The sequence below is a fragment of the Haloarcula sp. MBLA0163 genome (assembly GCF_055632435.1).
In genome coordinates, this window is sequence record NZ_JBVMVV010000003.1 from 50,140 (window position 1) to 64,868 (window position 14,729).

The window sequence follows — 14,729 nt, forward strand, 5'->3', positions numbered from 1 at the left end:
ATGATCGCGGAAGGTTACTCTCCGGGGTCGCGAGTGAGTGCGGCTCAGTCGCTCTCGACATCGACGGTGTCGCCGCTGCTCTCGATGTCGTGGTCGTCGTCTTCCACTTCGAGTTCGTCGTCGTCCTGTTCGACGTCGATTAACGCGGACTCGGCTTCGAGTTCACGCTCGTCGTTCTCGAAGTTAACGTCCTCCGTCGTCGCTTCGAGTTCGTCTTCGTCCAGTTCGACGTCGGCGTCGTTGGTCAGTACGTCGAGCCCGATGAAGTCGTTCTCGAAGTCGACGTCGCGGCTCTCGACCTCTAGCTCGTCGTCGTCCTGTTCGATGTCGGTATCTCGGGACTCGACCTCGACGCCGAACAGGTCGTTCTCGAAGTCGACATCGCGGCTCTTGACCTCTAGCTCGTCGTCGTCGACCTCGATGTCGTGGCCGTCGTCGGCCTCGAATTCGGTCTCGTCGTCGTCCTTCTCGAAGTCGAGGTCGTTCTCCTCGGCCTCGACATCGAGAGAGTCGCTGTCCTGTTCGATGTCGTGGTCGTCACTCTCGAATTCGAAGTCGTCACCGTCGAGGTCGATGTCGATGGAGCCGCTACCACTCGCCTCGATATCGACGCTCCCGTCGCTGTCGACCTCGTAATCGAGGGTATCGTCCTCGACTTCAACGTCCCCGTCTCTCTCTTCGATCTCGATCTCGTCGTGTTCGACGTCCACATCGTCACCGTCCTGTTCGAAATCGAGACCGTGGCCGTCAGCGTCGTCCTCGATGTCGATTTGGTCACCATCCTGTTCGATCTCGGTCTCACCGGCTTCGACGTCGACTCGGTCTCCACCGTCGGCGCTCTCGAAGTCAGTATCGCCGACCTCGACGTCTGCATCGTCGCCAGCTTGTTCTATTTCCGTCTCGTCCACCTCGAGGTCGACCGCGTCACCGTCGCCCTCGACCTCGAGGTCGGTCTCGTCGGCTTCTATCTCGGCGTCGTCACCGTTCTGTTCTATCTCTGTGTCGTCTACCTCTACGTCGACCGTGTCACGGCCGTCCTCACTCTCTAGATCGAAGTCGTCGGCTTCGACCTCGGCGTCGTCGCCGTCGTGTTCGACCTCCAAATCGTCGCTCTCGACGTCGACGTCTGCGGCGGCCGGCACGGCTGCGCCGACCAGCATCGTCAGCGTGAGGACCGCGACAAGTGCGGTCTGTATCGTTCGGTACATATGTCAGTGGTCGTCACAGCCCTCAGCCAGAAACGAGCCGCGAACTGCAACTGTTTCCGACTACGGAGCCGCCCGCTATAACGTTATTATTCCGCCCTAGTTATGGGATTTTATGCGCCATAGTACGTAACCGTACGGAGGGAAACTCACCCTCGGGTCACTCAGATTGTGCTAACGAACACACTGTTACACTCGGAATGCGGGGCGGCGCTGGTCGCCGACAAAAACGAAGGCTCGGTCGAAACCGGGTGGTTCGCCTGACGTCGACGCTGGCGGACGTACCCGCCAAGCGGCGAGTCGCGAACCGTGACTATCTAGCGGGCAGTGGCTCGTACACGATCAGGTCGTGGACTTCAGGCGTCGATCTCGATTCTGCCGTCGTCGTCGATTTCGACTTCCACGTCGTCACCGTCGACCTCGACGTCGAGGTCTCCGTATTCGATGTCGATATCGTCACCCTCCGCCTCGAGTCCGTTGTCGTCGTAGTCGACGTCCGCGTCATCGTCGATTTCGACGTCGAGGTCGTCACGTTCGAATTCGAGACCGTCGTCGCTCTCGGCTTCGAACTCCTCGTCCATCTCGTACTCGACCTCGGCGTCGCCGTCGAGTTCGAAGTCAGTGTCGTCGCTATCGACCTCGATGTCCTCACCCTCTATTTCTAGCTCGTCGTCTTCCTCGTACTCGAAGTCGTCGGCGTCGTCCACTTCGAAGTCTTTGTCGTCGCTCTCAACCTCGATGTCGTTGCCGTCGAAGTGGTCCGCACTCGCTGTGCCGACTGCGAGACCGCTCACCGCCGTAAATACGAGCAGAGCGACCGCAATCGTCGAACTGGCTTTGCGCAGGTGTTGTCTCATTGCAGTTGTATAGAGGTGCCGTCCCGTAATAACTATAATCTAACTGATTGGTCACGTAGCGGAAATAAGTAAGTACCTTACAACGAGCCGACTACGTTACTGCTCGCTGACTGACGACGCCGAGCGCTGCTGCTACCCGTTCGAAAAAATAAGAATCGGGTCGGTGCCGGTAGTTAGCGACCGTTGCTCTCGACTTCGACGGTGTCGCCGTTGCTCTCGATGTCGTGGTCGTCGTCTTCCACTTCGAGTTCGTCTTCGTCCTGCTCGATGTCCGCGTCGTCAGTCGTGAGTTCGGCTTCGTTGTCGTCGTTCTCGAAGTCCGCGTCGGCCGTCGTCGCTTCGAGTTCGTCTTCGTCCTGCTCGATGTCGGCGTCGGCCGTGGTCACGTCGGTGCCGGCGAAGTCGTTCTCGAAGTCGACATCAGCCGTCTCCGCTTCGAGTTCGTCTTCGTCGAGTTCGACGTCCGCGTCGTTCGATTCGGCCTCGATGCCGGTAGCATCGTTCTCGAAGTCGGCGCCGTTGGTCGTCGCTTCGACGTCGTCACCGTCGACTTCGATGTCGTGGTTGTCGTCGGCCTCGAAGTCGGTCCGACCGTTGTCCTTCTCGAAGTCGAGGTTGTTCTCGTCTGCCTCGACGTCTAAGTCGCCGTTGCTCTCTTCGATTTCACCCTCGTCGGTCTCGACCTCATAGTCTCCGTCGTCGAGGTCGATGTCCACGTCGCCGGCGTCCTCGGTCTCGATGTCGAGGTCGCCGTTGTCGTTCTCGTAATCAACGTTCCCGTTGAGTTCGATGTCCGAGTCGCCGCCGACCTGCTCGATTTCGGCCTCGTCGTGTTCGATGTCGACATCGTCACCGGACTGTTCGAAGTCGAGACCGTGACCGTCGGAGTCGTCCTCGATGTCGACCGTGTCACCGTCCTGCTCGATGTCGGAGTCTTCCGTCTCGAAGTCGACGAGGTCACCGCCAGCGTCAGCCTCGAAGTCGGTGTCGTCGGCCTCGACTTCGGCGGCGTCGTCGTCCTGTTCGACCTCGGTATCGTCGGCGTCGAGGTCGACTTCGTCACCGTCTTCCTCGCTCTCGAAGTCGGTGTCACCGGCTTCGACCTCGGCGGCGTCGTCGGACTGCTCTATCTCCGTGTCGTCAGCCTCGACGTCCACGTCGTCGCGGTCGTCTGCCGTCTCGAACTCGGTGTCCGATACTTCTACGTCAGCGTCGTCGCCGTTGTGTTCGACGTCGAGATCGTCGCCTTCGATATCCACGTCTTCGTTGTTATTCTGTGCCACTGTCGCGTCCCCGGTATGTCCGTGACTCGCCGCGGCCGGCATCGTCATGCCGAACGCGACAGTCACGGCCAGGAACATCGTCAGCGCGAACTTTAGCGTGCTATTCATAGGTTGGTCGTCACAGCAGGCGGGACAGGGAGGTTGTTGGTCCCGACTGTGACAGCATCAGAGAATACCGGCCAGACCACCATAAGGGTAAGACAACTGATTAGTCACAGTATACACACTCAGTTAGCGTCTAACCGCATCGAGCGCTTCTTTCAGTGGCGAAGGGAGAGAACCCACCAGAGACAAAATAGCCGATAGGTCACTGTGTTAATAGGAAGTAACGTGGTGAGCGGCGTGAAAGCAGGTTCGGAACCCCCCATCGCTTCTCTCGTTCGTTGGCCGACCGCACACTCGGTACGTTACAGGCGAGGGGAGGCCACCTCGGGATAGTCGAACCGGCGATGGACGGCGTCTACCAGTCCTGCCCGCCGGTCGAGAAGGCCACCGGTTCCGAGGTGACCGTCTCACCTTCGTCGGACCGCGCATAGGCGACGTACAGATACTCGGTGCCGCTCTGCAAGTCGATGACGTTTGTTTCGAAGGTGCCGGTGGCAGTCACGGACCCCGCCTCGACGTTTTTAGCGGACGACCCGCCCGCTCTGCGCTCCCAATAGCGGAACCCGGTCTCGACGGCGTCGAACGGACCCAGCGAGGTGACCTCGCCGCGCAACGTCGCCCCGAAGGGTCCGACATCGTCGGCAGCGTTCGCGACGACGGCGAGTCCGTCGGCCGTCGTGAACGTCATCTCGTCTCCGAACACCGCGTCCCCCTGAGCGAGTGCGGCCAGCGCACGCACGGTGTAAGTAGTTTCTGGGTTGAGACCGCCAATAGCCCGGCTGAACCGCCCCGTCCCCTGTAGTTTGACGGTCTCGGTCCGCTCTAGGGTCGCGTCGCGGTCACCGTCGACCCAGTACTCGAAGCCGACATCGACGGCATCCCGGCCGGCCAGCGACGTCAGGTCTCCCGTGACGCTCGCAGTCGTGGCACCGACGTCACTGACAGACTCTGTGGCGACCGTCACGCTGGGTGGGTCTTCCCCGGTCGTGAATCGGTGGGTCGACCCGGTTGCATTGACGGCACCGGTACAAACGGCCCGGTAGCGGTACTCCGTCTCCCGATCGAGGTTCGAGAGCGTCGCCTCGAACCGGCCAGTCTCGGACCGAGATCCGACCGTCTCGCGGGACGCAGCATCCGCAGACGCGTCACTGGGCCAGTACTCAACGCCGACCGTTACGCTGTCGGTTCCAAGTAACCGTGTGAGTTCTCCCGTGACTGTCGCCGACGTGTCCCCGACACTCTCGACGTACCCCGTCTCGACGGCCGCGGTTGGCTCCAGACTACCCTTCGCCGCCGCAGCACAGTCCACGAGGCCGGCACCCGATTCATCCTGTTCGAGCGCGATATCTTCGGCAGTTTCCAGTAGTCGCGTGCGCGCTTCTGCGGGCGTGTACCCGGCTTCGACGAGAAGCGCCGCGGCACCGACGACGTGGGGCGTTGCCATTGATGTCCCGGAGAATTCGCGGTACTCCCCGCCGACGATAGTCGAGAGAATCTCCGTCCCCGGTGCCGCGATCTCGACGGCGTCGCCAACCGAGGAATAGTCCGCGAGGTCGTCGTCGGGTCCTGTGGCCCCGACACACAGCGTCTCGGGATACGCACCGGGGTAGTGCAGGCAGTCGGAACAAGGTCCCTCGTTCCCGGCCGGAGCAACGACAAGCATGCCGTTGCGTTCCGCGTACTTGACCGCGTCGTGAACGACGTCTGAGGGCGACTCCGAACCCAGACTGATGTTGGCGACGTCATACCCCTGGTCTGTCGCCCACACGATGCCCTCCGCAACGTCACTACCCGCCCCGCTCCCAAGGGCAGTCATCACCTTGACAGCGTGCAGTGTCACACTGGGCGCGACGCCGAGAACGCCGCGAGCGTTGTCCTGTGCCCCCACGATGCCCGCACAGTGAGTGCCGTGCGAGTGGTCGTCGTCCCACTCATACCGGCACTCGTCGTCCCTGCAAGGCGTGACTGCGTACCCGTCCCCGAGGTTCGATCTGAGGTCCGGGTGGTCACTGTCGATACCGCTATCGATGACAGCGATGTCTATCCCTTTCCCGGTCAGTCCATCACTGTGGACCCCCGATGCTCCGATACGCTCGCACCCCCACGCCATCCGTTGGCCCAGCGGGCTGAAACCATCCTGCTGTTCGACCGTGCCGACATCCGGACTGGGAAACTCGACGTTGACATCCTCTTCGACGTATCTCACGCCCGCAGTTCCCTCGAGTGCAGAGGCAGTCGCAGAGTCGAAAAAACCGACGACAGCGTCTCCGATATCCCCGAGATCGACGGTTTTTTCCACCGCCGCGGACTGCTGTACCACGCTTTTTGTTTTAAATTGAGAGTCAGTCCCGACGACCCACCGATCCGTTGACGTCGAACGTTTCCCGGCGGATGCGACTCCGCTTCCAAATAGTCCGAGACCGATAGTCTTCGTGAACGCTCGACGAGTCACCGAACCTGATTCTCTGCGCTTGTTTGTGTCCGTCATAGGCTACCACATAGTTGGTTGGTAACAGTCAGGTAAGGTAATAGCCGTATAAAAAGATTGTTCAAGATTCGTTGAACGATCGTGTACTCATGGCGCACACGGTTCGACAGTTCGGACAATTTCGATTACTGAAACACGGTTAGTTCACTCGGACACCGACCCGAGCGGTGCCCTAGGAATTGAAACCGTCGGGTAGACGCTCGCTTTGTTCGAACGGGAGCGCGAGTCCCGTCCCGGTTACCGGCTTTCGGACCGGTAACGCCGTGAGCGGCACACGAGCGAGAGAATATACGCACGGAGCGAGCACTGACAAAATATGGATGGTCTGACCGGGTTCCAACGCGACATCCTCTACGTGCTCGTCGGACTGGAGTCGCCGAAGGGACTCGCAGTACAGGCAGAACTCGACGAATACTACAGCGAGTCCGTTACCCGAGGTCGCTTGTACGCGAACCTCGACGAACTGGTCGACCGTGGATTCGTCCACAAGGGGCGGCAGACTGACCGGGCGAACCAGTACACTCTGACCGAGCATGGGATCCAAGCCATCGTCGTCCACCGCCAGTGGACCGAGCAACAACTGCTGGACGCCCTCCGGCGTAGCGGGCAGTAACCGGCCACCGACGGCGACCCACGTAGACATAAAGTGATGCTCGGTAGCCCAACCACTCGACAGGCAGCGGTTGGCCGCTATCTTGCTCGCCGCCCGAGGAGAACCGAACCGACTAGCACCAGGAGGGTTACACCGAAGAGGAATAATCGATCAGCGCGACTGCGATGGAGTGTCGTTGGCGTTTCACCGGTTGGAACGGGATGGTTTACGTCGCTGTTTCGATTATTTTGGGCCACATGGACACCCGAAGTCCGTTGATCTGGGCCCGATGCCGGTGTTAGGGTCTCCACAGTCGGCGACTGGGTCGGTCGGTGACTGGACACGATGCTCGCAGAGTCGGACGTCTGCACCGTTGAGGCATTCTCTCGGTCGATGAATGCACTCGCGGCGACAACGTCACATGAACGACGGAAGGGAGTATCCACGGTCGCCCCATCGAATCGGGCGTCCCCGTTAGTGTCGGCGTACGGGACGGCGACGGCAGTAAACGACCCGTTCGGCCGTCGGTCCAGTGCTATCTGGACGTCACGGTGTACGCCGGCGGCAAGTCGCTCGCTCACGCCCACTAGGTCGAGCCCAGTCGCATCGTAGACCACGACGAATCCACTCGCCGGGAGGTGGACGGCGTCGACGTGAATACTGTTCTCTCCGACCGACTGATTGCGTAGCTGTACCGCTGCAGGTGATCGGTCGACGACCTGGACCATCTTAGTGGGGCCTCTTTCTTTGTGGGACGAAATAGAGAGGGTCGTGTTCGATTCCACGTCAGAGAGGTTGATTAGTGCCTCGAACCGTCCGGTAGACTTGATAGTCGTCTCGGGGAGTGCCACCGTCCGGCCGTCGTTCCCACGCACTCGGAGGTGGAACGACGTACCCGGTGCGAGGGTACTCTGTCCCGTGATTCGCTGACAGGGTGCGGGGCGGACGTGGCGCGGTCCATCCACCGTCACGCGACGCTCGACAACCTGCCAGTCGGCGACGGCGGTTCGCTGGCCCTCGACACCCCCGTTCGTCCGGGCGACAGTCAGGTTCGTCCGCAATTCGTCTGCGGATCCCAGCGTCCGCGTCTCACCGTTCGGCCTCTTGAGCACGGCTCGCGCTGTGTCGATGACGAGGAACACCGTTCCGTTTCCAGTTTCGGTAACGACCCTGAGCCCATCCGCAGCGGCCGTGGAGCGCAGATCGAGACGTGATGGCGGTTCGTTGGGTGCAGGGTCCCACTCGTGAACTCGGACCGAGAACGAATCCGAGGACGCGACACCGTCGACGAACGTGCTCGTCACGTCCGCGTCGTCAGGGTGGTTGGCCGCGATCCAGCCGACGAGCCCGGGCGCTCGGAGTTCGAGGACGGCGACGTCGCCGTGTGCAACGCTCGTATCGCTCGTGAGTGTTCCCTGGTCGCTGGCCGCCCTGATGTCCTTGACACTGTCTAACTCCACGTAGGCGACCGCGGGCGCGGTCAATGTTCGTGGTCGCTCAACCGAACGATTCTGGACCGCCACGAGCCCTGCGTGTTTCTCGTGCCCTCGGACGGACAGAGCGAGCGGATAGTTCGCGACGTCGAGTGGTGGACTCGCAATTGGGTCGGTGTGCAGTGTCACGTCCCGTACGCGCCCATCCGTCGCGGTGAATGCCCGTTCGTTGGCCGCCACCGAGCGTCCGGCGAGCCACGCGTTCATTGTTAGGACAACGAAGCTGTCATTGTCGGTATCCACTACCTCGGCCGTAGTGTGGTAGTTGACTGCCGGAGATCCGACGGAGACGGTGCCCCGGTCGGCGTTGCGTAACCGAATCGGGACCCGGACGACGCCGCCTTCGCCAGTCGTGTAAACCCTCGTCGTGAAAGCGGCCTCCACGTCCTGCTCACCGAATCGGACCACTGGCACGGACGCGTCGGCAGTGCCGTCGGTGACCGCGATGTTGAGGAGGTAACGGCCTCGTTCCACTCTCGAAAGGTTCAGACGGATCCGGTCCCTCTCGGGTGTGATCCTGACCGCGACGCCGTCTTCTCGTGCGACAGGCTTCGCATCGGTGAACAGTCGGCCGAGTTCTGCCGTCGATAGTCCGTCAGCTGTTACCACCACGGTGTACTGCGCCCGATTCGAATCGAACGTGAGTGTAGTGGGTCTCGTCGCTACTGACGCATTTTCGGTACCGACTGTCAGGTCTTGTGTGCTGACAGGCACGGCCGCCCGCCGAAGGGCCTCGTCATAACTCACCGGTGCCCGCTCGGCGACCCGACCCTCGTGGTCGAATCTGAGGACTCGCCCCGCTTCGGACACGACTATGTACCGGCCATCAAGTCGCCTCGTGTCGATGACGGCCTCGGCATTCTCGTCGAGTGTGACCGCCCCAAGACGAATCGGTCCGTCGTCGGAGAGTTCGTATAGCGTCCAGACCGCACCGGCATCAGCGGTGACTCTGTCGCTCTTCAGGAAACGCTGGCTCCCGCGCCAAACCCGCCGACTGGACTGCCAGTAGCCGTCGGCCCTCTCGGCCCTGACGGCGCTCGTGTTCGCGACGAGCAATCGAGTCTCGGCATTACCCCATTTTTTGAGGCGCGCGCCCTCGACCGGTTCGGCTGCGTGAGTCGCGTTCTCGGTCGCGTACACCGTCCAGACGCCGGCGGCGTTCGCCATCGAGCCTAGGTCGAACTCTGGAGACGGTCCAGTGGCCATCAGATCCGAAGATGCCTGATATCGATTGTCTCTGGAGACGACGACACGGACTTCTCGGTCGCCGCCTGACCGAACCACCGTCTCGAAGCGCGCGTCGTCGGCCACGACACTATCGTTGGCATCACCCGACGTCTCCGCTACCTCGACATCAGAGACTGTGGTCGGTTCCCGACCCGTCATTGCCGTCGTGTCCGCGTTACCAGCCTCTGCTGTTGCTACTCCGACGACTGCAGGACCTGCGCTGACCCCGACGAGGAGTATGGTGACGAGAACACAGCTACGGAGTCCCGGATGTACTGACATACTGATGGAGTCCTGCACTGTTGGGTTTCGGGCATACACGCATAGTCTCTAGCTTACCCGACTACTGGCCGATTTCGATGACGAAATGGACGCCACTCGTCAGCCGTCACCTGTTCGGTCGTTGGCTGATACGTTCCTGTAATGGTCTCACTGGACAGTAATCGAGTTTTTAAGACTCTAGCCTGTATACTCTCTAGTGGGACGAAACAAAACGGTGTCGAGACCACACCCAGCATGACTCAAAAACCACCACAGCCATCGGCACTCGCCGACGACGTTACGTCGATCTATGAGTCGCTACTGCAGGATGTCCGCGACCTAGATGACGGTCTGGGTTCGACCGCTCCCGACGGCATCTCCGTCTCGCCGGTGGCCGAAAACCTGCGACTGCCACTGGAGCTCTGGGTGTACGGAAAGAAGCCCACTCGGACGGTGCCCGCACTTGTTGCGTACGACGACCACGTCGAAACGGTTGACACGCAGCATCTGAAGCTCTTCGTGGGCCTCGACGTGTTGGTGACGATGCTCGACGAGTTCATTGACACGGCTAATGCAAATCCCCGGGATCGTCTGCAGGTAGCGGTTAACGTCGCGTTCGCGAGTCTGTTATCTTTCGCGAACGTCCCCAGCGCGAACGCCGAGGCGATAACCGAGATGATACGCGAGTACCTCGTCGATACCGCCCGTATTCCGTCGGTTGAGCGTGCAATACATAGGAAACTGGTCCAGGCGGACTCGGTCGACGATGCACTAGCACTGATGCAGTTCGCGTACGCGTATCGCGCCCGTGACATTACTGCATTCGGTCGGCTCCCGGGCCTTCTCTACGATATCGACGAGAAAACTGTCGACCGGACGGTACGTGATCTTGTAACCTACAGAGCGCACTCACTCGTATTCGACGACGTAAGAGACGTTCGAGAGGACGTCCACAACGGCGTCCAGACCCCGGTCGTCTGGCTACTGTGGACTCACGATGACGTCTCAACTGCCCAGGAGGTGCTCGTAGAGTTGTTCGCTCAGTTCGAGTACGCGGACACATCCTACCGAAATGCCCTCCGCGAACTGGAGCGCAAACCCGATGATTTGGAATCGGCGCTCGCAGCTGGGAAGAGCGCTCTTTCAGAGGAATCGGCATGTGTCGAATCGACCTCCGTGTCCGAAGACCGCAAATAGAGTAACAACCTCCCTGTGGTGAACTGTGACGACCAGCGTCAGGTGTTTTTTATTTTTCCTCCCATCGCTCCCGACAGCCCTCGCTACAGAACGTGCGTATCGTGATCATACCGTCCGTCGACGTCTCCGCCGTGACGATGTGCCACGTATCGGTCTCTATTTCTGCACCGCAGACCGCACATTCGTTGGTTGTCTCGCTCTGTAGCGTATCGTTGCCGTTGGATACCATGTGTTCCGGGCCTCGGGCCCATTTGTTGGTACGGGCTGTAGGTCAATTACTCTGCCGAGTCGTACGTGGGTACCGGCATAACCAGGTTCGAGTTTCCGAATCATGATTCGCGTCGCGAAACATCCACGTCACCTCAGTGAGCGCGTTGACGGCCGGTCTGTTCACGTCGACAGCCAGTTCTACCACAGCTTTTGCGCCCAGTTGCCTATTTTTCCGTATCCGAAACCGGCTGGGTCGCGGAGCTGAGGTACTCTTTCCATCGGTCGCGTCCCCACTCGTAAGCTCGGTCCGAGTCGTTGATCAAGACTCCCTCTATGTCTCCAGTACTGTCGTATACAATAATCGCGATGGCCTGTGTCGGCTCCTTGACGACTAATAATCCGTACGGGAGTTCGACGTCGGTCACCCAGCCACAGAGATCGTCCATCTCTAAGGCCGCGGTAAAATCTTCTTCGTAATCCGTGGTGAGATATTCGAAGACCGGGCGTTCCCATACCAGCTCGGCCTCCAGCTCTCCGGACATGACTTGCTGAGAGAACAGTTCGACGTAGCGTGGTAGCACGACCGGTGCAGTCCCTTTAACCGAGGACGCTGCCTCAACGAGGCGTTCGATTTCTCGGACTGGTTCGTTCGGTGCGTGCCGCTTCGAAAAGGATACATCGGCGTCTTCGACGACGGCGAACGGTATCTCGACGTCCGGCGGGAGGACGGCCAGTAGTCCTCCGGCACGGCACACGTCTTCGACTCTGTCGCGGAAGCGTCGATACTCATCGTAGAGAAGCCGCCCAAACACGGTCAGTTCGTGGCCGTCGTCACTCCGGCGAACTAGTTGTAACGTCTCCAGTTCCGACGTGGCCTTGTATGCTGTCGACCGGGAGACGTCGAGAGCGTCTCGGATATCTCGGTTGTACTTTGGGCCCTCAATCAGACAGTCGATGACTGCCGCGCGCCGCGAGACGATGTCTACTGCGTCATCAGTGTCCGTCCCTGTGTTTTTGACCATGCTGTTCCTCTATCAAAACAACGGTGTTCGGACGTTTAGCTGTTTGGTCCCCAGTTATCTGCTCTCGATATAGTTCTGAAACCGACTTACCGTGAAGATAGGGAATTAGAATTGGTAGTCAAACATTTAAGACACAGACTGGCGAACGTACACGCGTACTCGTAGGCGCGAACCCGTCGGATTTAGTTCAGTGATACTCTCACGTGGCTCGCATTCGAGCTATAACTGAGGGAGGCGCGACAATCACTGACCCTACCGGACGGTGTGTTCGCTGTATACGAGCGACCAGACTATGACGACAGACCATCCCGCACACGACAGGCCACGAAGAACTGACACGCTAGACCCGCTGCCGGCCCCGCTTGCGCGGGTCGAGTCGTACTGTTCTCGGTCTGCTCTCCCGCTGACCGATTGGTTGTATAGCCTGCACAACCGTCCTTTTGACGCTTGTCTCCAGTGTGAGATGGCAAACTCCACGCTATATCTCACGTGGAACGCCGACCGGCAACAATTGTACGAGACCGAGCGAACAGCGGACGGTGTGGTCGTTGGCCCCCAACCGGCAGGATCAGTCCGTACGGCTGCAGCTATCGGGACGGCGCGGGTGGTGACACTCGTACGCAGAACTGATACACCTCTGGAGTGGTCGTCGGGACAGTAGTATCTCGGCACAACGTGTACCGTGCCTTCTCACGTATCTAGCCTACCGCGACGTTACGCCCTGACCGTGTCGTGAGCGAGTTACCCTCACGTACGTAAAATATTATATTATTTTAATCAAAACAGCGTCATACCGGGCATCGAAAACTGAACTGATGTCTACCGGTCGCTCGTGGGTATCGCTTCCCGTCAGCGGCACGAACCCGTATCCGAGAGCTCGTGAACTTCGGATGCACGGTTCGCATCGCTGTTCATGAATGCTCCAGGGATGGATCGTGTGGGAGTGACCGCTGAGAAGAACCGTCGCTGAACACGTCCATCCGACCGACAAAAATGTCAGTCCCACCTCACAAATCCGACAACGAACACCGACTCTCGCGAGACCGAATCTTCCACATACTCAGCAACAAACGCCGCAGATTCATTCTGGAGTACCTACGGCGTGCAGACGAGCCAGTAAAACTAACCGACCTCGCCGAAATTGTGGCTGCTTGGGAGAACGACAAACCACGAGAAGAACTAATTGTAGACGAACGGCGCCGAATGTACGTCTCACTTTATCAATCACACGTGCCGAAGCTCTCTAGCGCAGGACTCGTCGACTACGACACAGACGAACAGACCGTCGCGACCGGTGACACCATCACTCAAATAGAACCGTATCTTGCCGGGCATCGGACTGGACCGGACTGGTATCTGTACTATTTATTGGTCGCAGTGTTCGACATCGGTCTGCTCTCAGCTAGCGTCACGCCGTTCCCTGGCCTCTGGCCACTTGAGAACGTACTGGCAGTCGTCGCTCTCTCGTTTTTATTGCTGGCCTCAGTCCACTTCATTGTTGAGCGTAATAAAAAAGAGCTGAAACCCAGATCAGTCAACGGACGAAGTGTATAGCTAATACCACTGGCCGACGTACACTGTACCAGCGTGTAGTACCAGGAGAAAAATAAAAGCCTCTATCATCGGGGGGGTTTCGAGCCCTGTCGCCAACAATGGTATATATAAAAAGGGGAGCGTGATGGCGAGCCAAAACCCTATTCGAGTCACTACCGCTCGGACGTAGTGCTCGACTCGATTGATAGTATTGGACGTGGGGCGGATCTGCTCCGGAACAACCGTCATCGTTCGTAACTGATGAAGTGTTGCGTGTGGGACAGCTGTCCATAGTTGGGTCTCGGCAGGGGTAGGCAATCAGGTGACATTGATCGTACCCTCCCGAACTTTGTCGATAACCGAATCGAGCGCGATTCCACGGTTGGTCAGGGAGTACTCCACACGGAATGGTCGCTCACTAACAATAGTACGTTCAACGAATCCAGCCTCCTCTAGGTCGTCGAGACTCTCCGAAAGGACTTTACTGGAGATATCGTCTATTTCGGTCAACAGGTCGCTGAACCCGAGCGGGCCGTCTCGTAGAAGTTCGTGGACGATGACGAGACTCCACTTCCGTCCGAGGACGTCTGAAAGCGATAACAACTCGTTGCGCGTGCGTACTGATTCTGGCTGTCTTGGTCTGTTCTGTATCTCACTGTGCTCGGCGGCAGCGCCGGTCGTTTTGCGGTCGGGACACATGGTATCCACACTAACCTTTAGACTGTGGTATCATATCCCTTGTACCGACCACTCTGGTACTCGCCCACCCAACATAGTTTGGGAGTTGCTGACATGGATACCAAAAGCCAAGACATCCGTACCAATGTAATCAATTATTCGATGAAGTACCGTCTCTAAAACCGCCACCCACATTCTGTCTGAGCTCTCTCGAACATCCACAGACGCTGCTCAGGAGGGTACAGTGGATGGCTTGTTTGGTATCCTATGCGGCGACCGAGCGGTTTGACTCGTTCGTCTCGGTCTGACGTATCCGGGTAGCCCATCGCATCAGAACGATTCCAGCGCTTCAGATCCCGTCAACGACAACGAATGGGCGTCTGTTGAGATTCGGTTGGCCAACCAACAATGGTCGGCCGGGTCAGTGTCCAGTAATCTAGAATGTGCGATTGCGGAACCCTCATCACGTACCAATTCCGCCAGCTTAGCACAGAGTCCGGAAGATTGCGCCACTAGCATATTCCTAACAAGCGTACTTGTGTTATCTACACCAGAGACCGACCAGTAAGCGGGAGAGG

12 protein-coding genes are annotated in these 14,729 nt (G+C 59.0%); 3 read left to right on the forward strand and 9 right to left on the reverse strand.

Annotation, left to right across the window (positions count from 1 at the left end; all coding sequences use genetic code 11):
• Positions 1–44: 44 nt before the first annotated feature.
• From ACV7GQ_RS18050 to ACV7GQ_RS18065, 4 genes are all read right to left on the reverse strand, one after another.
• Entirely contained in the window at positions 45–1,208 is a 1,164-nt protein-coding gene (locus tag ACV7GQ_RS18050; RefSeq protein WP_470313304.1) for a hypothetical protein, read from the reverse strand.
• Between the two features lie 353 nt (positions 1,209–1,561).
• Positions 1,562–1,999 carry a hypothetical protein gene (locus ACV7GQ_RS18055; RefSeq protein WP_470313305.1) on the reverse strand — a complete coding sequence of 146 codons (438 nt, stop codon included), beginning with the start codon at positions 1,997–1,999 and terminating at the stop codon, positions 1,562–1,564.
• A gap of 236 nt (positions 2,000–2,235) precedes the next feature.
• Positions 2,236–3,453 carry a hypothetical protein gene (locus tag ACV7GQ_RS18060; protein ID WP_470313306.1) on the reverse strand — a complete coding sequence of 406 codons (1,218 nt, stop codon included), beginning with the start codon at positions 3,451–3,453 and terminating at the stop codon, positions 2,236–2,238.
• Between the two features lie 352 nt (positions 3,454–3,805).
• Positions 3,806–5,938, reverse strand: a complete 2,133-nt coding sequence (locus ACV7GQ_RS18065; protein ID WP_470313307.1) for a S8 family peptidase — start codon at positions 5,936–5,938, stop codon at positions 3,806–3,808.
• Between the two features lie 316 nt (positions 5,939–6,254).
• Between ACV7GQ_RS18065 and ACV7GQ_RS18070 the strand changes: the two genes are divergently transcribed.
• Positions 6,255–6,551, forward strand: a complete 297-nt coding sequence (locus ACV7GQ_RS18070; protein ID WP_470313308.1) for a helix-turn-helix transcriptional regulator — start codon at positions 6,255–6,257, stop codon at positions 6,549–6,551.
• Between the two features lie 77 nt (positions 6,552–6,628).
• On the opposite strand, the gene ACV7GQ_RS18075 is transcribed toward ACV7GQ_RS18070, so the two are convergent.
• Complete coding sequence (locus ACV7GQ_RS18075) at positions 6,629–9,550, reverse strand: DUF7282 domain-containing protein (RefSeq protein WP_470313309.1); 2,922 nt, start codon at positions 9,548–9,550, stop codon at positions 6,629–6,631.
• Between the two features lie 123 nt (positions 9,551–9,673).
• Between ACV7GQ_RS18075 and ACV7GQ_RS18080 the strand changes: the two genes are divergently transcribed.
• Positions 9,674–10,708, forward strand: a complete 1,035-nt coding sequence (locus tag ACV7GQ_RS18080) for a hypothetical protein (RefSeq protein ID WP_470313310.1) — start codon at positions 9,674–9,676, stop codon at positions 10,706–10,708.
• Positions 10,709–10,757: 49 nt separating this feature from the next.
• Here ACV7GQ_RS18080 and ACV7GQ_RS18085 read toward each other — a convergent pair whose 3' ends face one another.
• Both ACV7GQ_RS18085 and ACV7GQ_RS18090 read right to left on the reverse strand, forming a co-directional pair.
• Positions 10,758–10,937 carry a DUF7576 family protein gene (locus ACV7GQ_RS18085; protein ID WP_470313311.1) on the reverse strand — a complete coding sequence of 60 codons (180 nt, stop codon included), beginning with the start codon at positions 10,935–10,937 and terminating at the stop codon, positions 10,758–10,760.
• A gap of 205 nt (positions 10,938–11,142) precedes the next feature.
• Positions 11,143–11,940: a helix-turn-helix transcriptional regulator gene (locus ACV7GQ_RS18090; protein ID WP_470313312.1), complete on the reverse strand. Its 798-nt coding sequence runs from the start codon at positions 11,938–11,940 to the stop codon at positions 11,143–11,145.
• A gap of 993 nt (positions 11,941–12,933) precedes the next feature.
• Here ACV7GQ_RS18090 and ACV7GQ_RS18095 point away from each other — a divergent pair.
• The gene (locus ACV7GQ_RS18095) at positions 12,934–13,494 is read left to right on the forward strand and encodes a DUF7344 domain-containing protein (RefSeq protein ID WP_470313313.1); all 561 of its coding nucleotides are present in this window, start codon (positions 12,934–12,936) and stop codon (positions 13,492–13,494) included.
• Here the strand turns inward: ACV7GQ_RS18095 and ACV7GQ_RS18100 are convergent, their stop codons facing one another.
• Entirely contained in the window at positions 13,495–13,722 is a 228-nt protein-coding gene (locus tag ACV7GQ_RS18100) for a DUF8028 family protein (protein ID WP_470313314.1), read from the reverse strand.
• Positions 13,723–13,791: 69 nt separating this feature from the next.
• Positions 13,792–14,172 carry a winged helix-turn-helix transcriptional regulator gene (locus ACV7GQ_RS18105; protein ID WP_470313315.1) on the reverse strand — a complete coding sequence of 127 codons (381 nt, stop codon included), beginning with the start codon at positions 14,170–14,172 and terminating at the stop codon, positions 13,792–13,794.
• Between the last annotated feature and the right edge of the window lie 557 nt (positions 14,173–14,729).